This is a genomic window from Serratia proteamaculans, from assembly GCF_946227095.1.
Lineage (GTDB): Bacteria > Pseudomonadota > Gammaproteobacteria > Enterobacterales > Enterobacteriaceae > Serratia > Serratia proteamaculans_E.
This window is the reverse complement of sequence record NZ_CAMISV010000001.1, coordinates 257,645-281,993: the sequence shown is the minus strand read 5'-3', so window position 1 is coordinate 281,993 and position 24,349 is coordinate 257,645. Positions and strand designations below refer to the sequence as shown.

The following is a 24,349-nucleotide window of genomic DNA, read 5'->3' as shown; positions in this document are numbered from 1 at the left end:
CCCAGCCGGATAAGATCAGCGGAGCCGTTGTCCATGCAGGATCGCAATTTTGACGATATTGCTGAAAAGTTTGCGCGTAATATTTACGGCACCACCAAAGGGAAAATCCGCCAGGCTGTGGTTTGGCAGGATCTGACCACGCTGTTGGCCCAGTTGCCGCAGCGGCCGCTGCGCATTCTGGATGCCGGCGGCGGCGAAGGCCATATGGCCTGCCAATTGGCAGAATTAGGACATCAGGTGTTGTTGTGCGATCTTTCTGGTGAGATGATCCAACGCGCCGCGTTGCTGGCAGAGCAGAAAGGTGTGAGCCAGAACATGCAATTCATACAAAGTTCAGCACAGGACATTGGTCAACACTTGGAACAGCCGGTTGATCTGATATTGTTCCATGCGGTGCTTGAATGGATCGCCGAACCTGAGGCCGCGCTGCAGGCGCTATTTAACTGTTTGCTGCCGGGCGGTGCGCTGTCATTGATGTTCTTTAACGCCAATGGCCTCTTGATGCGTAACGTGGTGTTGGGTAATTTCCAACTGGTGAACCCAGAGGTCAGAAGACGCAGAAAGCGTTCGTTGTCGCCGCAGTATCCACACAGCCCGCCGCAGGTGTATGGCTGGTTGGAGCAACTGGGCATGCGCATCAGCGGAAAAACCGGCGTGCGGGTGTTCCACGATTATCTGCAGAGCAGGCAGCTACAGACACAAAAATTTGAAGAGTTACTGGCGCTTGAACAGCACTATTGCCGGCAGGAGCCGTACGTGAGTTTGGGGCGCTATATTCACGTCATGGCGCATAAACCAAACCTGAAGGACGAACTATGAGTGAATTTTCCCAGACAGTACCCGAACTGGTCGCCTGGGCACGGAAAAATGATTTCTCTATTTCGCTCCCTACGGAGCGTCTCGCGTTTTTGCTTGCTATCGCCACGTTAAACGGCGAGCGGCTGGACGGCGAGATGAGCGAAGGTGAGCTGGTTGATGCATTTCGCCATGTCAGCAAGGGTTTCGAACAGACGCATGAAACGGTGGCCGTCCGCGCCAACAATGCGATTAATGACATGGTGCGCCAGCGCCTGTTAAACCGCTTTATCAGCGAACTGGCGGACGGTAACGCGATCTACCGTCTGACACCGCTGGGCATCGGTATCACCGATTACTATATCCGTCAGCGCGAATTCTCCACGCTGCGTCTGTCGATGCAGTTGTCGATCGTGGCGCAGGAGCTCAAACGCGCTGCCGACGCCGCCGATGAGGGCGGTGATGATTTCCACTGGCACCGTAATGTGTTTGCACCGCTGAAATATTCGGTGGCGGAAATCTTCGACAGTATCGATTTGACCCAGCGGATTATGGATGAACAACAGCAAGGCGTGAAGGACGACATCGCAGCATTGCTGAACAAAGACTGGCGTGCGGCGATCTCCAGCTGTGAGATGCTGTTGTCCGAAACTTCGGGCACCCTGCGTGAACTGCAAGATACGCTGGAGGCGGCGGGCGATAAACTGCAGGCCAACCTGCTGCGTATTCAGGATGCCACATTGGGCGGGGCAGAACTGGGCTTCGTCGACAAGCTGGTGTTTGATCTGCAAAGCAAGCTCGACCGCATTATCAGTTGGGGCCAGCAGGCGATTGACCTGTGGATTGGCTACGACCGCCACGTGCATAAATTTATCCGTACCGCGATCGACATGGACAAAAACCGGGTGTTTGCCCAGCGTTTGCGTCAGTCGGTGCAAAACTATTTCGACAATCCATGGACACTGACCCATGCCAACGCCGACCGTCTGCTGGATATGCGAGACGAAGAACTGGCGCTGCGCAGTGAGGAAGTGACCGGGGAACTGCCGCCGGATCTGGAGTTCGAAGAGTTCAGCGAAATCCGTGAACAGCTGGCGGCGATGATCGAACAGGCACTGAAGATTTATCAGGAACAACAGATGCCGCTCAACTTAGGGGCGGTAATGCGCGATTATCTGGCGCAATATCCGCGTGCTCGTCATTTCGACGTGGCACGTTTAGTGGTCGACCAGGCAGTGCGCCTTGGTGTGGCTGAAGCAGATTTTTCAGGGTTGCCGGCACAATGGCAGGCAATCAATGATTACGGAGCCAAGGTCCAGGCCCATGTCATCGACAAATATTGAACAAGTAATGCCAGTCAAGCTGGCCAAGGCATTGTCTAACGCGCTGTTCCCGGCGCTGGACAGCCAACTGCGTGCGGGTCGCCACATCGGTATCGATGAGCTGGACAACCACGCTTTCTTAATGGACTTCCAGGATGAACTGGAAGAATTTTACACCCGCTACAGCGTAGAGCTGATCCGTGCGCCAGAAGGTTTTTTCTATCTGCGCCCACGCTCTACCACGCTGATCCCGCGTTCGGTGTTGTCTGAACTGGACATGATGGTGGGGAAAATCCTGTGCTATCTGTATCTCAGTCCAGAACGCCTGGCACATGAGGGTATTTTCAGCCAACAGGAGCTGTACGACGAGCTGCTGAGCCTGGCGGACGAGAACAAATTGCTGAAGTTCGTTAATCAGCGTTCTACCGGCTCGGATCTTGATCGTCAGAAGCTACACGAGAAAGTGCGTACTTCACTGAACCGTCTGCGTCGTTTGGGCATGGTCTATTTCATGGGCAACGACAGCAGCAAGTTCCGTATCACCGAGGCGGTGTTCCGCTTTGGCGCCGACGTGCGCAGCGGTGACGACCCGCGTGAAGCGCAGTTGCGTATGATCCGCGACGGCGAAGCAATGCCGGTTGAAAACAGCCTGTTGCTGAATGATGAGAGCGATGCAGAGGATTCGCCGCTTGATACCACACCAGACAGTGCAGAGGATGAACAGGAATGATTGAACGCGGTAAATTTCGCTCGCTGACACTGGTTAACTGGAACGGCTTCTTTGCCCGCACCTTTGATCTGGATGAGCTGGTGACCACGCTGTCCGGCGGTAACGGGGCAGGGAAATCCACCACTATGGCGGCCTTCGTCACTGCGTTGATCCCCGACTTGACGCTGCTGCACTTTCGTAACACCACCGAAGCCGGCGCCACCAGTGGCTCGCGCGACAAGGGCCTGCACGGTAAGCTGCGCGCCGGGGTGTGTTATTCGACTCTCGACGTGCTCAACTCGCGTCACCAGCGTGTGGTGGTGGGTGTCCGTCTGCAGCAGGTGGCCGGCCGTGACCGCAAGGTGGACATCAAGCCGTTCGTTATTCAGGGCCTGCCGACCGCAGTGCAGCCGACGGAGCTTTTGACCCAAACGGTGGGTGAGCGCCAGGCGCGTGTATTGTCGCTGCAAGAACTGAAAGATCGTGTTGAAGAGATGGAAGGGGTGCAGTTCAAGCAGTTTAACTCCATTACCGATTACCACTCATTAATGTTCGATCTGGGCGTGATCCCAAAACGCCTGCGTTCATCGTCCGATCGCAGCAAGTTCTACCGCCTGATCGAAGCTTCGCTGTACGGCGGTATCTCCAGCGCCATCACTCGCTCGCTGCGCGACTACCTGTTGCCGGAAAACAGCGGCGTGCGCAAGGCATTCCAGGATATGGAAGCGGCGCTGCGTGAAAACCGCATGACGCTGGAAGCGATCCGCGTTACCCAATCCGACCGTGACCTGTTCAAACATCTGATTTCCGAGGCCACGTCTTACGTGGCGGCGGACTACATGCGCCATGCCAATGAGCGACGCATTCATTTGGACGGAGCACTGGCGCTGCGCAACGATCTGCTGGGTAGCCGCAAACAGTTGGCCGCCGAGCAATACCGCCATGTTGAAATGGCGCGTGAACTGGCAGAACAGAGCGGTGCAGAATCCGATCTGGAAACCGACTATCAGGCTGCCAGCGATCACCTGAATCTGGTTCAGACGGCAATGCGTCAGCAGGAAAAGATCGAGCGCTATGAAGGCGATCTGGAAGAGCTGACCTACCGACTGGAAGAACAGAATGAAGTGGTTGCGGAGGCCAGTGAACAGCAGGCCGAAAACGAAGCACGCGCCGAAGCGGCCGAACTGGAAGTGGATGAGCTGAAAAGCCAGCTTGCCGACTACCAGCAAGCGCTCGACGTGCAGCAGACCCGTGCCATTCAATATCAGCAGGCATTGCAAGCATTGGAACGCGCGCGCGCGCTGTGCCAATTGCCGGAACTGACTGCCGAAAATGCCGAGCATTGGCTGGATACATTCCAGGCGCGCGAGCAGGAAGCGACCGAAGCCTTGCTGATGCTGGAACAAAAACTGAGCGTGGCCGACGCCGCGCACGGCCAGTTTGAACAGGCTTATCAGCTGGTGGGTAAAATCGCCGGTCAGGTCAGCCGCAGTGAAGCCTGGCAGTGCGCGCGCGAATTGCTGCGTGACTGGCCATCACAGCAACACCTTGCCGAGCGCGTGCAGCCTTTGCGTATGCGTTTGAGCGAGCTGGAACAGCGTCTGCGCTCCCAGCAGGACGCCGAGCGTCTGCTGCAGGAGTTCTGCAAACGCCACGGTCAGCAGTATCAGCCGGACGAACTCGATGCCCTGCAACAAGAGCTGGAAGAGCGTCTGGAATCGCTGTCACAAAGCGTCAGCGATGCCGGCGAGCGTCGGATGGAAATGCGCCAGGAACTGGAGCAAATTCAGCAACGCATCCGCGAACTGACCACCCGTGCACCTGTCTGGTTGGCAGCGCAGGATTCGCTGAGTCAGCTTAGTGAGCAAAGCGGCGAAGCTCTTGAAAGCAGCCAGCAGGTGACTGAGTACATGCAGCAACTGCTGGAGCGCGAACGTGAAACTACCGTTGAGCGTGACGAAGTGGCTGCCGGTAAACGTGCCGTGGAAGCGCAGATCGAACGTCTCAGCCAGCCTGGCGGCGCCGAAGATCAGCGCCTGGTCACGCTGGCCGAACGTTTTGGTGGCGTGCTGCTGTCCGAAATCTACGACGACGTCACCATCGACGATGCCCCGTACTTCTCCGCCTTGTACGGCCCGTCGCGCCATGCGATTGTGGTGCCGGATCTGTCGTTGGTGCGCGAGATGCTGGAAGGTCTGGAAGACTGCCCGGAAGATCTGTATCTGATCGAGGGGGATCCGCAGTCGTTCGATGACAGCGTGTTCGCCGTCGAAGAACAAGACCGGGCGGTGTTGGTCAAAACCGCCGAACGTCAGTGGCGTTACTCCCGTTACCCGGCAGTGCCGTTGTTTGGCCGTGCCGCTCGTGAAAACCGCCTGGAAATACTGCATGCCGAGCGGGAAAAACTGGCAGAACGTTATGCCACGCTGTCGTTCGACGTGCAGAAAACCCAGCGTTCACATCAGGCCTTCAGCCGCTTTATCGGCAACCATCTGGCGGTGGCGTTTGACGCCGATCCGGAAGCCGAAATCCGTGGCCTCAACACCCGCCGCGGTGAAATCGAACGTGCTCTGAATAACCATGAAGCGCAGAACCAGCAGCAGCGCCAGCAGTACGATCAGGCGAAAGAGGGTATTTCAGCGCTGAACCGTCTGATGCCGCTGGTTTCATTGTTAAACGATGAAACCCTGCAGGATCGCGTGGAAGAAATCCGTGAAGAGCTGGAGGAGGCGCAGGATGCCGCGCGTCATATTCAGCAGCACGGCGTTTCCCTGACCAAACTTGAGCCGCTGTTGTCGGTGCTGCAGAGCGATCCGCAGCAACATGAACAGCTGCAACAGGACTACTCTCAGGCGCAGAGCGTGCAGCGTCAGGCCAAACAGCAGGCGTTTGCCCTGATTGAAGTGGTGCAGCGTCGTGCACACTTTAGCTATACCGATTCCGCCGGTATGCAAAATGCCAACAACGATCTGAACGACAAGCTGCGCCAGCGTCTGGAGCATGCGGAAGCGGAACGTACCCGTGCCCGTGAGCAACTGCGCCAGTATCAAACCCAGTTTACCCAGTACAGTCAGGTGTTGGCATCGCTGAAAAGTTCGTATGATGCCAAGCGCGACATGCTGAAAGAACTGAGCCAGGAACTGGTAGACATCGGCGTACAGGCGGATGCCAATGCCGAAGCCCGCGCGCGCACTCGTCGTGATGAATTGCATACGGGTCTGAGCACCAACCGTGCACGCCGTAACCAGTTGGAAAAACAGCTGACCTTCTGCGAAGCGGAAATGGACGGTCTGCAGAAGAAACTGCGCAAGCTGGAGCGTGATTATTATCAGCTGCGTGAGCAGGTGGTTACCGCCAAAGCAGGCTGGTGCGCAGTGATGCGCCTGGTGAAAGACAACGGGGTTGAACGTCGTCTGCATCGCCGTGAGCTGGCTTATATGGACGGAGACGAGCTGCGCTCAATGTCGGATAAGGCGCTCGGTGCGTTGCGTCTGGCGGTATCGGACAACGAACACCTGCGCGACGTACTGCGCCTGTCGGAAGATCCGAAGCGTCCGGAACGCAAGATCCAATTCTATATTGCGGTTTATCAGCATCTGCGTGAGCGTATTCGTCAGGATATCATTCGCACCGACGATCCGGTTGAGGCCATCGAACAGATGGAGATCGAACTGGGCCGTCTGACCGAAGAGCTGACCGCGCGTGAGCAGAAGCTGGCGATCAGTTCCAAGAGCGTGGCGAACATCATTCGCAAAACCATCCAGCGCGAACAGAACCGTATCCGTATGCTCAATCAGGGCCTGCAGGCGGTTTCCTTCGGTCAGGTGAAGAGCGTGCGCTTGAACGTCAACGTGCGCGAAGCACATGCGACCCTGTTGGACGTGCTCTCCGAGCAGCAGGAACAACATCAGGATCTGTTCAACAGCAACCGACTGACCTTCTCAGAGGCGCTGGCCAAGCTGTATCAGCGCCTGAACCCGCAGATTGATATGGGGCAGCGCACGCCACAGACCATTGGTGAAGAGTTGCTGGATTATCGTAACTACCTGGAGCTGGAAGTGGAAGTCTTCCGCGGCTCTGACGGTTGGTTGCGTGCCGAGAGTGGTGCGTTGTCTACCGGGGAAGCGATCGGTACCGGGATGTCGATTCTGGTGATGGTGGTACAGAGCTGGGAAGAAGAGTCGCGCCGTCTGCGTGGCAAAGATATCTCCCCATGCCGGCTGTTGTTCCTCGATGAAGCGGCGCGTCTGGATGCTAAATCCATCGCCACGCTGTTTGAGCTGTGCGATCGTCTGGAAATGCAGCTGATCATCGCGGCACCGGAGAATATCAGCCCGGAAAAAGGCACGACTTATAAGCTGGTGCGTAAAGTGTTCCAGAACCATGAACACGTACACGTCGTAGGGCTGCGTGGTTTCGCTAACGAACCCCCGGCACTGGGTGTTACTGCGGCGGAAACGCCGTAAAATGAAAAAAGCCCGCTAATAATCTGAAAATAGCCGCCCTGGGGTGGCTATTTTTTTGTGCGAGTGGATGATGGTCGTGCTTTTTTCTGCGCGGGAAACCGAGTAGCCTGAGGAAATACAGTTATTCATAAGTGCCAAAAGGCAAAATGGCTTTTCTGTTCGTATACTGAAACTAATAAGCTGTCTTGGTTATATTTTTTGTGAGCATACAGGGGGCAATGGATGTTGCTTAGAAATGGAAACACTGTACGGCGGCTGGCGTTAAGTTGCGCAATCGCATGTGGTCTTGCGTCGTCGTTACCCGTATGGGCAACCGTTCCTGCGTTTCCGGTAGCGTCATCCGGCATGTCAGTGGCGCAAAGCCGTTCGGAAATACTGGCGGCATTGCCGAAAGGCATCACACCCTATTATCTTTCGACGCTGGCTCCTTTATATGCAGCGAACCGGATGCAATTGATGTGGCAGGATCGCGAAGCGGTTCAGCAATTCCAGCAGCAACTGGCCGAATTGGCGATGTCCGGCGTACAGCCACAGTTTACCCAATGGGTAAAATTGCTGACTAATCCAGCCATTACTGACGTGGCGCGTGATGTGGTGCTGTCGGATGCGATGCTGGGGTATTTACAGTTCGTTTCGTCCATCGGGGCCAACGGAAATAATTGGCTGTACAGCAATATTCCCTACAAGCTCGGTTTGCCGCCCAATACGGTAACTAACCAGTGGCAGTTGGCGGTGCGTCAGGGCAAGACTCTGGCTTATGTCAACAAGCTGGCACCACAGCATCCTCAATACGCCAAGATGCATCAGGCCCTGCGGGACATGCTGGCCGACGGACGTCCGTGGCCGCAGATGGCCAATGGCCCAAGCCTGCGTCCGGATCAACTGAGTAATGACATCCCAGCTTTGCGTGAGATCCTGGCGCGTAACGGCATGCTCACCACCTCTACGGCACCGGTGGAAGCGCAGGATCCCCCTGCGGTATTGACCGGCTCGCGCAACGAGCCCGACGATGGTGGCCTGTCGGTTGATGAAGAAAAAAATCGTGAGAGCCAGAGTGCCGTGGTCAGTCCGGCCGCCGCGCCGGTAAAAGATCTGGCTCCTTCACCGCAATCGCCATTTTCGCAGCAACCGGAAAGCCCGGTTACCGTCACCGATAATCGCTATACCCCCGATCTGGTCGAAGGCGTTAAGCGTTTCCAGAAATGGCAGGGGCTGAGTGCGGACGGAGTGATCGGCGTGCGCACTCGCGAATGGCTTAACGTGACGCCGCAAATGCGGGCCTCATTATTAGCGCTGAATATCCAGCGTTTACGTATTCTGCCTGGCCGTGTCGATAACGGTATTATGGTTAATATTCCCAACTACTCGTTGACCTACTATCAGAACGGTAATGAAGTGCTCTCTTCGCGGGTGATCGTCGGTCGGCCTAGCCGCAAGACGCCGTTGATGAGCAGTGCGCTGAACAATGTGGTGGTTAATCCGCCCTGGAACGTGCCGACTACGTTGGTACGCGAAGATATCGTGCCGAAGGCGATGCGTGACGGTAACTACTTCCAGAAGCATGGCTATACCGTGCTTTCCGGCTGGAGCAACGATGCCGAGGTGATCAATCCGGCGATGATCGACTGGAACATGGTCTCTGCCCGTAATTTCCCGTACCGGATCCGTCAGGCCCCGGGGGCTACCAACTCGCTGGGGCGTTTTAAGTTCAACATGCCGAGTTCGGACGCCATCTATCTGCACGATACGCCTAACCATAATCTGTTCCAGAAGGACATCCGTGCCTTGAGCTCCGGCTGCGTGCGAGTCAACAAGGCATCGGATTTGGCGAATATGCTGTTGCAGGATGCAGGTTGGAATAACAGCCGTGTTTCATCCACCCTTAAACAAGGGAATACTACCTTCGTAAATATCCGTCAGCATATTCCGGTTAAATTGTATTATTTAACGGCCTGGGTCTCTGATGATGGAAAGCCACAATTCCGTACAGATATTTACAATTATGATGATACGGTGAGATCGGGTGCACAAATTTTGGCTCAGGCCGAAAAATTAATGCAATAAATGCAGTAATTATAAATAAATAACGGTCTGAATATCGGACCATGATGCAGGCACTCATTGCGTGAGTGCCTGCAAACCGCGGGACATCACGGGTTGACTCAGCCAGTGTGGGCGGTTATGGTTCGGGCAGTGCGCTGTTTTGTGCATATATTTTGATATTCTTGCCGGGTTTAACAGAAACATGGACAAAATTGATCATCATCGCCGTAAATGGCTGGCGTTAGGTAGCGCCGCTGTGGGCATAGCGCTGCTCCCTGGGCAAGCCTTTGCCAGTCTTTCTACTTCACGCCCCCGTATTCTGGTTGTAAATAACATGCATACGGGCGAATCGTTGAAAGCCGAATTCTTCGACGGTAAGGGATATAATAAAGACGAATTAGTCCGTCTTAATCATCTCTTCCGTGATTATCGCGCCAATAAGATTAAGTCGATCGACCCTCGTTTGTTTGATCATCTCTATCGCCTGCAAGGCCTGCTGGGTACCAACAAACCGGTACAGTTGGTGTCAGGTTATCGCTCGCTGGATACCAACAATGAGCTGCGTGAGCGCAGTCGTGGTGTGGCTAAGCACAGCTACCACACCAAGGGGCAGGCGATGGACTTCCATATTGAAGGCATCCAGTTGAGTAATATCCGCAAAGCGGCGTTAAAAATGAGCGCCGGTGGTGTAGGATATTACCCACGTAGCAACTTTGTACACATCGATACCGGCCCGGTGCGGACCTGGTAATCGCTGTGCACCATAAGTGAGTAGCGCCAGCCCGCCAGGGTATGGCGCTGTTGTCGTTGGAGCCTTATGAAATACCACATTATTCCCGTTACCGCTTTTAGTCAGAACTGCAGCCTGATCTGGTGTGAGAGCACCCAGCAGGCGGCGTTGATCGATCCCGGTGGCGAACCAGAGAAACTGAAGGCCGAAATAGCCAGGCAGGGCGTAACGGTTACGCAGATCCTGTTGACCCATGGTCATCTCGATCATGTTGGCGCAGCGGCTGAGCTGGCTGAGCATTACCAGGTGCCGATCTACGGCCCGGATAAAAAAGACGCCTTCTGGCTGGACGGCCTGCCTGCGCAGAGCCGGATGTTTGGGCTGGATGAGTGCGCACCGCTGACGCCGACCCAATGGCTGGAAGAAGGGGATAGCGTGCAGGTGGGTGAGATGACGCTCAAGGTGCTGCATTGCCCCGGTCATACTCCTGGCCATATCGTGTTTATTAATGAGCAGGCGCGATTGGCGCTGGTGGGCGACGTGCTATTTAATGGCGGCGTTGGGCGCAGTGATTTCCCACAAGGCGATCACCAGGCGTTGATCAACTCGATCCGAACCAAGCTATTGCCGCAGGGTGATGACATGGCGTTCATTCCAGGCCATGGGCCGATGTCTACCTTCGGCCAGGAACGTGAAACCAACCCGTTTCTGCGTGAAGAACCAGCCATCTGGTAAGGTTATTTCCGGCAGAAATAATTAAGGGGCGCATTGAGCGCCCCTTTTGCTATGTGTCGCGCGACGGTTTTACAGCACGGCGACGATGGCTTCGCATAACGGCGCCATATTGTCCGGTGTCATGCCGGCGACGTTAACGCGGCCTGAGTTAACGGCGTAGACGCCAAACTCATCACGCAGGCGCAGTACCTGTTCTTTGGTCAGCCCGCTGAACGAGAACATACCGTTCTGATTGATGATGAAGCTAAAGTCCTGCTCAGCGCCTTTCTCCTGCAGGGTATTCACGAACAGCTGACGCATGCGGTGAATGCGTTGACGCATGTCGGTCAGTTCCTGCTCCCACAGCGCACGTAGTGCGTCGTCACCCAGGATGGTCGCTACAATGGCAGCGCCGTGTGACGGTGGGTTGGAGTAGTTGGCGCGAATGGCGGCTTTAACCTGGCTGAAGGCGCGATCGGCGGTCTCTGCATCCGCGGCAACCACAGTACAGGCACCCACTCGTTCGTTGTAAAGACCGAAGTTCTTCGAGTAAGAACTGGCAACGATCAGTTCCTGGTGTTTGGCGGCAAAAATACGCAGACCCTGAGCATCTTCCTCCAGTCCTTTCGCGAAACCCTGGTAAGCGAAGTCAAACAGCGGCAACCAGCCGTTAGCCACAGACAGCTCGGCCAACTGAGCCCATTGCTCAGCCGTTGGGTCAATACCGGTTGGGTTATGGCAGCAGCCGTGGAACAGCACCACATCGCCAGCCTGAGCCTGTTTCAGGCTGTTTAGCAGGCCATCGAAGTCCAGTGCATGATTGGCGGCGTCGTAGTAGTTATATTCCAGCACTTCCAGACCGACGGCACCGAACACATTGTTGTGGTTCGGCCAACTTGGATTACTGATCCAGATGCGTTTTGCGCTGGTCTGATTGGCGATGAAGTCAGCTGCCACACGCAGAGCGCCGGTGCCACCAGGAGTTTGTGCGGTGCGCGCACGCTTGTCGGCGATGATTGGACTTTGTTTGCCGAACAGCAACTCTTGCGTGCAGTTGGCGAACGCCGGGATGCCTTCAATGCCGAGATAGTTTTTGGTGGTTTCATTTTCCAGCAGATACTGCTCAGCTTTTTTAACGCTGGTCAGCACCGGAGTCTTACCGGTTTCATCTTTATAAACCCCAATCCCCAGGTTGATTTTGTTAGGGCGGGCGTCGGCGCGGAAAATGTCGGTCAGACCCAGGATCGGATCGGCAGGTGCAGCAGTGATTTTTTCAAACATGTCAGGTGCTTCCATGGCTCGGAGTTAAGCAGACAGAAGCATCAGGGTAGCGCCAGTTATGCCCTTTGCCAACCGTTTGCGAGAAAAACACCTCGATCTTGTGAAGGACGCATATTCAGCATAAAAAATGAGGGAGAAGGGGAGATTGGCAGGATAAAAATTTAGGCGGGCACAAAAACAAAAACAGGGCCGAAGCCCTGTTTTTTTAACTTGTCCGACGGTGAACCGTCGTTAAGTGTGACAACTTAGAACTGGTAAACCAGGCCTACACCAACGATGTCGTCGGTAGCAGTGCCAGTGGCTTTAGTGAATTCGTTGTCGTCCAGCAGGTTGATTTTGTAATCAACATAGGTAGACATGTTTTTGTTGAAGTAGTAAGTGGTACCAACAGAAACATATTTAACCAGATCCTGGTCAGAACCGGCGCCCGGGACGTTCAGGTTCTTGCCTTTAGACTGCAGGTAAGATACTTCTGGACGCAGGCCGAAGTCGAACTGGTACTGTGCAGTCACTTCGAAGTTCTGAGTTTTGCTGGCGAAACCGCCGCAATCGGTAGACGCATTACAGGTTGAGCTGAAGTTGCCGCCGCCGTATGGGGTCATGTTGCGGGTTTCAGAGTACATGGTAGCCAGGTAAACGTTGTTCGCGTCGTATTTAGCACCTACAGTCCATGCATCAGCCTTGTCACCACGTTCGTTAGAACGCAGTTTCTGATCGTCGGTACGGTTGGAAGAAGCATATGCAGCACCTACGCTGATACCTTCGCCGATGTCATAAGTTGAAGACAGGCCCCAACCGTCGCCGTTTTGTTTCTTAACGTCACGGCCGTCGTTCTGGTTTTTGCCCTGGTACTGAACGGCGAAGTTCAGACCGTCAACCAGACCGAAGAAGTTGTTGTTACGGTAAGTAGCAACGCCGTTGGTACGGCCAGTCATGAAGTTGTCAGTAACAGTGTAAGTATCGCCACCGAACTCTGGCAGCATATCTGTCCAGCCTTCCACGTCGTACAGTACGCCGTAGTTACGGCCGTAGTCGAATGAACCGTAGTCAGCGAATTTCAGACCTGCGAAGCCCAGACGAGTCTTGGTGCCTTCGGTGCCTTGAGATTCAGAGTGGTTAGCTTGAACGTTGTATTCCCACTGGCCGTAACCGGTCAGTTGGTCAGTAATCTGGGTTTCACCTTTGAAGCCGAAACGAACATAGGTCTGATCGCCATCATTGCCTTTGTCGTCTGAGAAGTAGTGCAGACCGTCAACTTTACCGTACAGATCCAGTTTGTTGCCGTCTTTGTTATAAATTTCAGCAGCGTTTGCTGCACCAGCTGCTAACAGAGCTGGGATTACCACTGCAAGAATGTTGCGCTTCATCATTATATTACCCTCATTGGTGTTATTCGGACACCTTTGCCACTGCCGCCAATAATTCTTTTGAACTATTGTTGATAGATTGGTGTCGTCCTGTGTCTGCACGCAGTGTTCCATTCGTCGCCGGGTTAATCTAGAACGAAAATGCTACCAATGTCCTAATGAGGTTTCAAAAAGAAAGTATTTGTAACAATATGTAATATTCAGGGAACTTTGTGACGTGCGTCAATATTAAAAAATGCGAAAGGCCAGCAAAGCTGGCCTTGGTTTTGTAACTAAATTAATTAGAAAATGGATTATCTGATTAATTAAAAGCTTGCATTACGTGGCGTACGTGGGAATGGAATAACATCACGCACGTTTTGCACACCGGTCACATAGGCGATTAAACGCTCAAAGCCCAAACCGAAGCCAGCATGTGGCACGGTGCCGTAACGACGCAGGTCGCGATACCACCAGTAATCTTCTTTATTCAGACCCATGGCTTCCAGACGCTGATCCAACACGTCCAGACGTTCCTCACGCTGAGCACCGCCGATGATCTCGCCAATACCCGGGGCCAGTACGTCCATTGCAGCAACGGTTTTGCCGTCTTCGTTCATACGCATATAGAAAGCTTTGATGTCTTTCGGGTAGTTTTTCACTACCACTGGCGCTTTGAAGTGTTTCTCGGCCAGATAACGCTCATGCTCGGAAGACAGATCGATACCCCAGGAAACCGGGTTTTCGAACGTCTGGCCGGAGGCGATCAGGATTTCCACCGCTTCGGTGTAATCAACCTGAGCAAAATCAGAAGAAACAAAACGCTGCAGGCGATCAATCGCATCTTTGTCTACGCGCTCGGCGAAGAACTGCATGTCATCCATACGCTCGTTCAACACGGCCTGGAATACATACTTCAGCATTTTTTCCGCCAACTCGGCGATGTCTTCGAGGTCGGCAAACGCCACTTCCGGTTCGATCATCCAAAATTCCGCCAGATGGCGGCTGGTGTTGGAGTTCTCGGCACGGAACGTTGGGCCGAAAGTGTAAATTTTCGACAGCGCACAGGCATAGGTCTCGCCGTTCAACTGACCGGAAACGGTCAGGAAGGCTTCTTTACCGAAAAAGTCTTCGCTGAAATCGACAGCGCCCTTATCGGTACGTGGCAGGTTTTCCAGATCCAGCGTCGAAACGCGGAACATTTCACCGGCGCCTTCGGTATCGGAGGCGGTGATCAGCGGAGTGGAAACCCAGAAGAAGCCGTTCTCATGATAGAAACGGTGAATGGCCTGCGCCAGCGTATGACGTACGCGAGCAACGGCACCGATCAGGTTGGTGCGTGGGCGCAGGTGAGCGACCTCGCGCAAATATTCGATGCTGTGGCGTTTGGCCGCCATTGGGTAAGTGTCCGGATCGTCAACCCAGCCCACCACTTTAATCGCGGTGGCCTGCAGTTCGAAACTTTGGCCATCGCCAGGAGAAGCCACCACTTTGCCGGTGACTTCAATTGAACAGCCCGTGGTCAGATGCAGCACTTCATCCTGATAATTCGGCAGAGAATTATTAACGACGGCCTGTAACGGATCAAAGCAGGAACCGTCATAGACGGCCAGGAAGGAGATACCGGCTTTAGAATCTCTCCGGGTACGCACCCAACCGCGTACGGTGACTTCACTGTCAACCGCAGCACGGCCTTGCAGTACGTCGACTACAGGCACAACGCTCATAGATTTCTCTCTTTAATAATTTGGTTTAGAAATAGCTTACAACCCAAGAATATGGGGATGTTGCTATGTTACTTGCCGCGGTGCAGAGCACAAGTAGAAATCGCCGGATTGGTGCAACATTTATTGGGGCGGGGTGAAAAGAGAGCAACGGGAAGTATCATATAAAGAAGAAAAAAGCCGGCGTGAGGATTTCAGCCGGCTTTTTAGCGTTCTTAGGGTGGGAGCGCTTAGCTCGCTTTCTTTACCAGTGGCAGATCGAAGGCTTTGCGCAACGCTTTTACAAAGGCCTGATCCTGGCAGATGGTTTTGCCTGGGCTGTCGGAGAGTTTAGCCACCGGCTTGCCTTTGCATTCGACCAGCTTGATAACGATGTTCAGCGGTTTGACTCCGGGAATATCGCAGGTCAGACGCGTACCTATGCCGAATACCAGATTGACGCGCTGGTAGAAGTGACGGTAAAGCGCCAGTGCTTTGTCCAGATCCAGGTTATCGGAGAACACCAGAGTTTTGCTCATCGGATCGATACCCAGCTTCTGATAATGCGCGATGGCTTTCTCGCCCCATTCGAACGGATCGCCCGAATCGTGGCGCAGGCCCTGATAGCGTTGGGCAAACTGCGGACCAAAATCACGCAGGAAGGCATCCATGGTAATGCAGTCGGTCAGGGCAATGCCGAGTTGATCCGGGTATTCATCCAGCCAGGCCTGTAACGCCGCCCGCTGGCTATTTGCCAGCACCGGGCTGATCTGCTGATGTGCCTGAAACCATTCATGGGCCTGGGTGCCGACCGGCGCAAGGCCAAGCTGATGTGCCAGATCGTAATTGCTGGTGCCCACCAGATACGGGAATTCGTTTTTCAGTGTGCTAACGATAGCCTGCTGTACCGCCTGCGAGAAACGACGGCGGGTGCCGAAGTCCATCAGCTTAAAGCGCGAAATATCCACGTCGGCACTCATGGCTTTAAACTGTGCGAGTTTATTGCGCAGATGGGCTACTGCCATGTCCGGCGTGACATCCGGCGAACGGTGACGGTGCACCACTTCGCTGATCACCGCCAGCAGCGGGACTTCCCACATGATCACTTCGCGCCATGGGCCGGCGATACGGATATGCAATTTGCCCGCGTGATTTTCGATTTGAACCTGTTGCGGGTCATAACGGAAATCGCGTAACCAGTTCAGGTAATCTTCACGGAAGAAGGGCAGCCCTGAGAGATAGCTGAACTCAGCGTCTGTCAGCGCCAATTGGCTCATCAGTGCGATTTGCGCACCAATCTCGTCGGCATATTCGCCAAGCAGCTCATCACCACGGCAGCGGAATTCCGCCGCCACACTGATAGCGGGGTAGCGATGAAACACTGCTTGCTGCATATGAAGCTTGTAAGCATCAGTATCAAGCAGTGATGTCAAAATCGGGGAGGCGTATTGAGTCATAGCGCGTTACTGCATCCTCGTCAGGCGCGTGTCCAAATCCGGATAATCAAAAAAAGTGGGGGGAGTATACCCGGATTATCCTGTTATTGAAGCTGCATCACACCACAATTCATCGGAGTGGGTCGAGGATTAAACGTGCCTTTATCTCGGCTTGCCATCGAGGGAGCGGCAGAAAAGCCAGATAAGCCTGTAAGGTGAATGACTTAGGTTAATTAGTCATAAAAATTATAATGTTAATTATTTTAAACAGCAATTCAGATAAAACCGATCGGCGTGTGAATACCGATCCGGTCCTTGCCGTTATTCTTGCAGAAGTAGAGCGCTTCATCTGCCTGTTTGATGGCCGTTGGCAACAGCCGGATGTCGCTCACCTGGGCGATGCCGCAACAGGTGGTGAAACGCACATTTTGCCCATCGGCTAGGGGCAGGGTTAATTGGTGAGTTCGCTCGCGTAGCTTGGACATCACTTCGCGTGCATTTTCCAGCGTGCAGTTCCCGAGGATCACGGCAAATTCCTCACCACCATAACGACAGAAAATATCGCTGGAACGAAAGGTGCTCTGTAGCAGTTTACCGAAGGCTACCAATACAAGATCGCCGATATGGTGGCCGTAGCTGTCATTGAGATTCTTAAAATTATCGATATCAATCAAGCAGAAGGCCAGTGGGTAGTGGCTGGCAGCCAGCGATTCGCACTCGAGGAAAAACTTGCGGCGGTTATAGATGTTAGTTAAAGGATCAATATACGAAGAGGCTTCCAGTTCTTTGATCAGCAGATGTTTTTCATTTTCCAGCGTCACCTTTTCCATCTGATACTGTTTGAGCTGTTTAATCGCATCGCTGATGGCCATTAACTCCTGGCCATAGAACACTTCATTGCGATCGATGTTCATATTGCCGCGTGACAGTCGCAAAATATTATTATGAGTTTTCGTCAGCCAGCGACTGATATTTGAACAATAAACCAGGGTTGGCAGAAAAATAAACAGCGCGATCAGACCACCCAGGGAAATCATGCCGTAAATGGCGGTCTGGCTACCATAGATTTTATGTTGAGAGGCGGCGACCTCCAGTTCAAAACTGCGCTGAAAAAGCCGTTGTGACAGCTCGCTGAGGTTTCTACCATATTGATAAATTGAATCGGTCGGATAGGCGGTATGGGTATCCACGGCGGTATACAGCCCGCGAGTAATACGGCTGATCTGCCTGGTCGACAATTGCTCAAGGATCTCATTCACCAGGAAGGTGGTTTGCACATCATTGTAGGTCAGCTTCATAAATATCAGTCGGGTGCTCAGCGCACTCAATACTCCGGTGAGCTGAACGGCTTTCAGATAGGCGGCTTTACGCTCCGGCGGGTTGGTATTGACGTCGATAACCTGATCGATCAGTTCAGTAACGGACATATTCAGTCGGTTATTTAGCCGCACGGCTTCCAGAAACAAAAACGAGTCGGCATCGACCATGCGGTTGTCGTAGCTGTAGCGGTAATAACTTTTGCTGGCCTGAGAAATATAATAGGCGCTATTGATATTAAACAGATTGGCATTGGCATCAGTAATATGCGAAAGCTGCAGGTTGTCATTGTTCAGCAATTGTTCCATCAGACTGAGCATGGAAAGCGCCGCGATTTTTTGTCGAATGCCCAGCTGTTGCGATATTTCACTGTCGATATGCGGTCGAAAACGGGCAATTTTCTCCCGGGCCAATCGATCGGCGTCCTGCCACTGCTGTGGAGTGATTTTCGGGTCTATCAGGCTCAGGCGCTTTAAGCGGTGGGCCAATAAGGTGGCCTGAAAGGCTTCGGAAATCTCTTTTGCGCGGGTAATTTTGTACAGATTAAGCTGATTGTCGCGATAGTCAGTATTGGCCTCAACCAACTCATCGGAAATGAACAGGGCGAACGAGGACATCAGGGCAAAGGTAAAAAAATAGATCAGATATTTTACTTTCATATGCGCCGGGAGTCCTTGAACCAGAGAGCTTAATTATATCATTGTGCCTCCCAGGCTGTCTTAACAATACCCGGTGAGGCCTTGCAGCCCAAAAACGTTGCCGAGTTGCAGCCGACAGCCCGCAGTCTCTGAAAAGGTCGTACTTTTTATCCCGGAATGAAGCTGGGGAAAAGGCGTCATACGAAAGGCATTTTTTAGCATTAAATGCTGATTTCTATGCTGCATCAGGTGAAGGAGCCTGACTGCGTGGGCAATTCGTCGACAATATTAGGATCCACCTCCGATTTCTCCGCTCTGGAGGCCCGGCATCTCTGGGTTTTTTTTGTAGCTGTGATACAGTTTATTTACAATCAGGCTCATCGAAATTTCTGCTCTTTCCCCACGGCGAAATAAGCCCATGATGAAAGCCTGGCACCTGTAACTCACTGAGACGTCAAAGGGTTTTTATGACACAACAGCCACAGGCGAAGTATCGCCACGATTATCGCGCGCCAGATTACACCATCACTGACATTGACCTGGATTTTGAGCTGGACGCAGAGACAACTCGCGTCACCGCCGTCAGCAAGATTAAACGCCAGGGCGCTGCCGATGCGGCACTGGTGCTGAACGGTGAAGACCTGACGCTGGTGAGTATTGAGATCGACGGTCAGCCGTGGACGGCCTATCAGTTGCAGGATAACAAGCTGGTTATCGAGAAACTGCCGGCACAATTTACCCTGACCCTGGTCAACGATATCCACCCGGCGAAAAACACCGCGCTGGAAGGGCTGTATCTGTCTGGTGAAGCGCTGTGTACCCAGTGTGAGGCCGAAGGCTTCCGTCACATTACCTATTATCTGGATCGCCCGGACGTGCTGGCCCGCTTTACCACTCGCATCGTGGCTGACAAGGCGCGTTACCCGTTCCTGTTGTCGAACGGCAACCGCGTAGGCCAGGGTGAGCTGGAAGACGGGCGCCATTGGGTACAGTGGCAAGATCCATTCCCAAAACCTTGTTACCTGTTTGCGCTGGTGGCCGGTGACTTCGATGTGTTGCGCGACAGTTTCACCACCCGTTCCGGCCGTGACGTAGCGCTGGAGCTGTTTGTTGACCGTGGTAACCTGGATCGCGCCGACTGGGCGATGACCTCGCTGAAGAATTCGATGAAATGGGATGAAACCCGTTTTGGGCTGGAATACGATCTCGACATTTATATGATTGTGGCGGTCGACTTCTTCAACATGGGGGCGATGGAGAATAAAGGGTTAAATATTTTTAACTCCAAATACGTGCTGGCGAAAGCCGAAACCGCCACCGACAAGGACTACCTGAATATCGAAGCGGTGATTGGCCACGAATATTTCCATAACTGGACCGGCAACCGCGTGACCTGCCGCGACTGGTTCCAGCTCAGCCTGAAAGAAGGGCTGACGGTATTCCGCGATCAGGAGTTCAGTTCAGATTTGGGTTCACGCCCGGTTAACCGCATCGATAACGTACGCGTTATGCGTGGCGCACAGTTTGCCGAAGACGCCAGCCCGATGGCGCACGCCATTCGGCCGGACAAAGTGATCGAAATGAACAACTTCTACACCCTGACGGTGTATGAGAAAGGGTCTGAAGTGATCCGCATGATGCACACCCTGTTGGGTGAAGAACTGTTCCAGAAAGGCATCCAGCTGTATTTCGAGCGTCATGACGGTAGCGCGGCCACCTGCGATGATTTCGTTCAGGCGATGGAGGATGCCTCTAACGTCGATTTATCACGGTTCCGTCGCTGGTATAGCCAGTCCGGCACGCCGTTACTCACCGTTCGCGACGAATACGACGCCGAGCACCAGCAGTATCGCCTGCACGTCAGCCAGAAAACCGAGCCGACCGCCGATCAACCCGAGAAGCTGCCACTGCATATTCCGCTGGATATCGAACTGTACGACGCACAGGGTAATGTGATTGCGCTGCAGAAAAACGGCTCGGCGGTCAATAACGTGCTGAACGTCACCGAAGCGGAGCAGACCTTCGTGTTCGATGGCGTGGCGCACAAGCCGGTACCGTCCCTGTTGCGCGAATTCTCTGCGCCGGTGAAGCTGGACTATCCGTACAGCGATCAGCAACTGACTTTCCTGATGCAGCATGCGCGCAATGAATTTGCCCGTTGGGATGCGGCCCAGAGTTTGCTGGCCACCTATATCAAACTGAACGTGGCCAAACATCAGCAGAAACAGCCGTTGTCGCTGCCGCTGCACGTTGCCGATGCGTTCCGCGCCGTGTTGTTGGACGAGACGCTGGATCCGGCATTGGCCGCGCAGATCCTGACATTGCCTTCAGAAGGCGAAATTGCCGAGCTGTTCGCCACCATCGATCCCGAAGCGATCGCCGCGGTGCACGAAGCGATTGTCCGCTGCCTGGCGAAGGAAATGGCCGACGAGTGGCTGGCGGTTTATAACGCCAACAAAACCGACGGTTACCGGGTGGAACACGCGGATATCGCCAAACGTTCGCTGCGCAATGTGTGCCTGGGCTATCTGGCCTTCGGCGACGAAGCGCTGGCCGATCGCCTGGTGACCGAGCAGTTCCGTCAGGCAGACAATATGACCGACTCTCTGGCGGCGCTGGCGGCTGCGGTCGCGGCACAGTTGCCTTGTCGCGACTCGCTGCTGACGGCCTTCGATGAGCGTTGGCACCAGGATGGTCTGGTGATGGACAAGTGGTTCGTGCTGCAGGCGACCAGCCCGGCGGCAGACGTGTTGACCAAGGTGCGTAGCTTGCTGAAACATCGTTCATTCAGCCTGAGTAATCCAAACCGCACACGTTCGTTGATCGGCGGTTTCGCTTCCGCTAACCCGGCGGCGTTCCACGCTGCAGACGGCAGTGGTTATCAGTTCCTGGCGGAGATCCTCAGCGATCTGAACCAGCGCAACCCACAAATTGCTGCTCGTCTGATCGAGCCGCTGATCCGCCTGAAACGTTATGATGCTTCGCGTCAGGCGTTGATGCGTAAAGCGTTGGAACAGTTGAAAGGGCTGGAGAATCTGTCCGGTGACCTGTTCGAGAAGATCACCAAAGCGCTCGACGCGTAAGCCTAAAAAGGGACGGCATGCCGTCCCTTATTTAATTCGCTACCCGACGTGAGGTTTCAGCCAGCGGCGGCGGTGACAGTACCCGATCCAGCACCTCGGCTTCCAGTTCCGCCAGTTTGGTCGATCCCTTCCGGCGTGGCCGCGGCAGGTCAATGGTCAGATCCAACCCAATACGGCCTTCTTCAATCAGGATCACCCGATCCGCCAGCGCAATAGCCTCACTGACATCGTGGGTCACCAGCAGTACGGTAAAACCATGCTGTTGCCACAGCCCTTCGATAAGCCCCTGCATTTCAATCCGCGTTAATGCGTCAAGCGCCCCCAGGGGTTCATCCAGCAGCAGTAAGCGTGGCCGATGGATCAACGCGCGTGCCAGTGCCACCCGTTGTTTTTGCCCGCCGGACAACGCCGCAGGCCACTCATTGGCGCGATCGGCCAGCCCGACGGCTTCCAGCGCTTGCAAGGCATCGGCACGCCAATGACCGCGCAGACCGAGACCGACATTGTCGATCACCTTCTTCCACGGCAGCAGGCGTGCATCCTGAAACATCAGGCGAGTATCGTCTCTGGCACTGGCGAGAGGCGCATTGCCGCTTAGTAATGCGCCGCCGCTGGCATTTTCCAGCCCGGCCATCAGACGCAGCAAGGTGCTTTTGCCACAGCCACTGCGACCGACCACGGCAACAAACTGCCCGGCGCTGATGCGTAACTGGATATTGTCGAGTACCGTGCGGTTACCGTATCGCTTGGCAATCGACTCCAGCGTGACCGGGGTACCCTGGGGAATGCGTGCGGGAGCCGTCATAGCGCTTCTCCTTGTTTCAGTTGATAGGCCGGATGCCAGCGCAGCCAGACTCGCTCCAGCAACCGGGCGCTGACGTCTGCCAGCTTGCCGAGCAGCGCGTACAGCACAATCGCCACCACCACCACGTCGGTCTGCAAAAACTCGCGGGCATTCATCGCCAGATAACCGATTCCCGAATTGGCAGAAATGGTTTCGGCCACGATCAGCGTTAGCCACATAAAGCCCAACGCAAAACGCACACCGACCATGATCGAGGGAAGGGCCCCCGGCAATACCACCTGGGCAAATAGCTGGAAGCCACTGAGTCCGTAGCTGCGCGCCATTTCAAGCAGGTCGGGATCGATATTCTTGATACCGTGATAGGTATTCAGATAGATAGGGAACAGGGTGCCCAACGCCACCAGAAAAATCTTGGCGGATTCGTCGATGCCAAACCACAGGATCACCAGTGGGATCAACGCCAAATGCGGTACGTTGCGGATCATCTGCATGGAACTGTCCAGCAGACGTTCGCCCCAGCGTGACAGACCGGTGATAAAGCCCAGCACCAGCCCAATGCTGCCGCCGATGCTAAAACCGATCAGCGCGCGCCAACTGCTGATCGTCAGGTGTTGCCACAACTCACCGCTTTTGGTTAGCGTCCAAAAGGCGGTCACCACCGCGCTCGGGGCTGGCAGAATGCGGTTCGACAGCCAGCCGACCTCTACGGAAAACTGCCAGATAATCACCAGCGCCACCGGCAATGCCCAGGGCGCTAACCGGTGCAGGATCCGTTGTGTCCCCTTTGCCATAGTGTAGATCCTCAGCTTTGCGACGCTTGTTGCGGAATATAAATATTGGCCACCACTTCGCCCTGTGCTTTGACCGGTCGCCGCTGAACAGGCGCTTCGTTTTCCACCAGGTCAAGATGGGGGAACAACAGCTCGCCAACGCGATAGGCTTCTTCAAGGTGCGGGTAACCGGACAAAATAAAGGTGTCGATGCCCAGGTCGGCATATTCCTGCATGCGGGCCGCCACCGTCGGGCCATCGCCAACCAGCGCGGTTCCGGCACCGCCACGGACCAGGCCCACCCCGGTCCACAGGTTGGGGCTGATCTCCAGGTTATCTTTCTTGCCGCCGTGTAATGCCGCCATTCGTCGTTGCCCCACAGAGTCAAAGCGGGCAAACGCCTTTTGAGCATCGGCGATGGTCTTTTCATCCAGATTGGCGATCAGCCGGTCGGCAGCTCGCCAGGCCTCTTCTGTGGTTTCACGCACAATCACGTGCAGACGAATACCGAAACGTACCTGGCGACCTTTGGCGGCCGCTTTAGCGCGCACCTCGGCAATTTTTTCTTTGACCTGTGCCGGCGGCTCGCCCCAGGTGAGATACATTTCAACCTGTTCGGCAGCCAGATCCTGTGCGGCGGCGGAGGATCCGCCAAAATACAGCGGCGGACGGGGTTGTTGCACTGGCGGGTACAGCAGCTTTGCCCCCTTCACCTGGATATGCTTGCCGTCGAAGTCGACGGTTTCCCCTTCCAGCACCTTGCGCCAGACGTGGGTGAACTCTGCCGAGGCCTCGTAACGTTCTTCGTGGTTCAAATGCAGGCCTTCCGCCGCCAATTCCTCAGGATCGCCACCGGTGACCAGATTAAACAACGCCCGGCCGTTGGAAAGGCGGTCCAGCGTTGCCGCCTGGCGAGCTGCCAGCGTGGGCGAAATAATCCCGGGACGCAGGGCGACCAGGAATTTCAACCGCTGGGTGACCGGGATCAGCGAGGCGGCCACCAGCCAGGAGTCTTCACATGAACGACCGGTGGGGATCAACACACCACCGAAACCCAGCCGATCGGCGGCCTGGGCAATTTGCTGTAAATAGCCGTAATCAACGCTGCGGGCCCCTTCGGTACTGCCAAGATAGTGGCCGTCTCCGTGGGTGGGTAAAAACCAGAATACGTTCAGGCTCATTGTTAGCTCT

General features: G+C 54.5%; 16 protein-coding genes. 8 read left to right on the top strand and 8 right to left on the bottom strand.

The window, feature by feature from the left end; translation table 11 throughout:
• Positions 1 to 33: 33 nt before the first annotated feature.
• The 7 genes from cmoM to OC597_RS01485 all read left to right on the top strand — a co-directional run bounded on the left by cmoM (position 34) and on the right by OC597_RS01485 (position 10,800).
• Positions 34 to 819 carry a tRNA uridine 5-oxyacetic acid(34) methyltransferase CmoM gene (gene cmoM / locus OC597_RS01515; RefSeq protein WP_012006149.1) on the top strand — a complete coding sequence of 262 codons (786 nt, stop codon included), beginning with the start codon at positions 34 to 36 and terminating at the stop codon, positions 817 to 819.
• Positions 816 to 2,138 carry a chromosome partition protein MukF gene (gene mukF, locus OC597_RS01510; protein WP_129935046.1) on the top strand — a complete coding sequence of 441 codons (1,323 nt, stop codon included), beginning with the start codon at positions 816 to 818 and terminating at the stop codon, positions 2,136 to 2,138. The genes cmoM and mukF overlap by 4 nt, the downstream gene beginning before the upstream one ends.
• On the top strand, positions 2,119 to 2,847 hold the full coding sequence (mukE, locus tag OC597_RS01505; protein ID WP_085116083.1) for a chromosome partition protein MukE: 729 nt from the start codon (positions 2,119 to 2,121) through the stop codon (positions 2,845 to 2,847). Before mukF ends, mukE begins: the two co-directional genes overlap by 20 nt.
• Positions 2,844 to 7,292, top strand: coding sequence for a chromosome partition protein MukB (gene mukB / locus OC597_RS01500; protein WP_261424464.1), 4,449 nt, complete (start codon positions 2,844 to 2,846; stop codon positions 7,290 to 7,292). The genes mukE and mukB overlap by 4 nt, the downstream gene beginning before the upstream one ends.
• A 222-nt stretch (positions 7,293 to 7,514) precedes the next feature.
• Entirely contained in the window at positions 7,515 to 9,356 is a 1,842-nt protein-coding gene (gene ldtD / locus OC597_RS01495) for a L,D-transpeptidase LdtD (RefSeq protein ID WP_409977207.1), read from the top strand.
• A gap of 181 nt (positions 9,357 to 9,537) precedes the next feature.
• A complete protein-coding gene (gene mepK / locus OC597_RS01490; protein WP_261253396.1) occupies positions 9,538 to 10,086 on the top strand; it encodes a peptidoglycan L,D-endopeptidase MepK in 549 nt (182 codons plus the stop codon).
• A gap of 66 nt (positions 10,087 to 10,152) precedes the next feature.
• Positions 10,153 to 10,800 carry an MBL fold metallo-hydrolase gene (locus tag OC597_RS01485; RefSeq protein ID WP_262207109.1) on the top strand — a complete coding sequence of 216 codons (648 nt, stop codon included), beginning with the start codon at positions 10,153 to 10,155 and terminating at the stop codon, positions 10,798 to 10,800.
• Between the two features lie 69 nt (positions 10,801 to 10,869).
• On the opposite strand, the gene OC597_RS01480 is transcribed toward OC597_RS01485, so the two are convergent.
• The 5 genes from OC597_RS01480 to OC597_RS01460 form a co-directional block, all read right to left on the bottom strand.
• Positions 10,870 to 12,060: an amino acid aminotransferase gene (locus OC597_RS01480; protein WP_262207108.1), complete on the bottom strand. Its 1,191-nt coding sequence runs from the start codon at positions 12,058 to 12,060 to the stop codon at positions 10,870 to 10,872.
• A 245-nt stretch (positions 12,061 to 12,305) separates the two neighbouring features.
• Entirely contained in the window at positions 12,306 to 13,430 is a 1,125-nt protein-coding gene (ompC, locus tag OC597_RS01475) for a porin OmpC (protein ID WP_315289983.1), read from the bottom strand.
• A 302-nt stretch (positions 13,431 to 13,732) separates the two neighbouring features.
• On the bottom strand, positions 13,733 to 15,133 hold the full coding sequence (gene asnS, locus OC597_RS01470; RefSeq protein WP_085116090.1) for an asparagine--tRNA ligase: 1,401 nt from the start codon (positions 15,131 to 15,133) through the stop codon (positions 13,733 to 13,735).
• A gap of 227 nt (positions 15,134 to 15,360) precedes the next feature.
• Entirely contained in the window at positions 15,361 to 16,566 is a 1,206-nt protein-coding gene (pncB, locus tag OC597_RS01465) for a nicotinate phosphoribosyltransferase (RefSeq protein ID WP_261253417.1), read from the bottom strand.
• Between the two features lie 254 nt (positions 16,567 to 16,820).
• On the bottom strand, positions 16,821 to 18,521 hold the full coding sequence (locus tag OC597_RS01460; protein ID WP_262207104.1) for a diguanylate cyclase domain-containing protein: 1,701 nt from the start codon (positions 18,519 to 18,521) through the stop codon (positions 16,821 to 16,823).
• 446 nt (positions 18,522 to 18,967) lie between these two features.
• Between OC597_RS01460 and pepN the strand changes: the two genes are divergently transcribed.
• Entirely contained in the window at positions 18,968 to 21,583 is a 2,616-nt protein-coding gene (pepN, locus tag OC597_RS01455) for an aminopeptidase N (protein ID WP_262207103.1), read from the top strand.
• 31 nt (positions 21,584 to 21,614) lie between these two features.
• Here pepN and ssuB read toward each other — a convergent pair whose 3' ends face one another.
• Genes ssuB through ssuD form a run of 3 tightly spaced genes read right to left on the bottom strand, consistent with a single transcriptional unit; the run spans position 21,615 to position 24,339 of the window.
• Positions 21,615 to 22,388, bottom strand: coding sequence for an aliphatic sulfonates ABC transporter ATP-binding protein (gene ssuB / locus OC597_RS01450; protein ID WP_261253424.1), 774 nt, complete (start codon positions 22,386 to 22,388; stop codon positions 21,615 to 21,617).
• Entirely contained in the window at positions 22,385 to 23,179 is a 795-nt protein-coding gene (gene ssuC / locus OC597_RS01445) for an aliphatic sulfonate ABC transporter permease SsuC (protein WP_261253433.1), read from the bottom strand. The genes ssuB and ssuC overlap by 4 nt, the downstream gene beginning before the upstream one ends.
• An 11-nt stretch (positions 23,180 to 23,190) precedes the next feature.
• The gene (ssuD, locus tag OC597_RS01440; protein ID WP_262207102.1) at positions 23,191 to 24,339 is read right to left on the bottom strand and encodes an FMNH2-dependent alkanesulfonate monooxygenase; all 1,149 of its coding nucleotides are present in this window, start codon (positions 24,337 to 24,339) and stop codon (positions 23,191 to 23,193) included.
• Positions 24,340 to 24,349 lie beyond the last annotated feature (10 nt).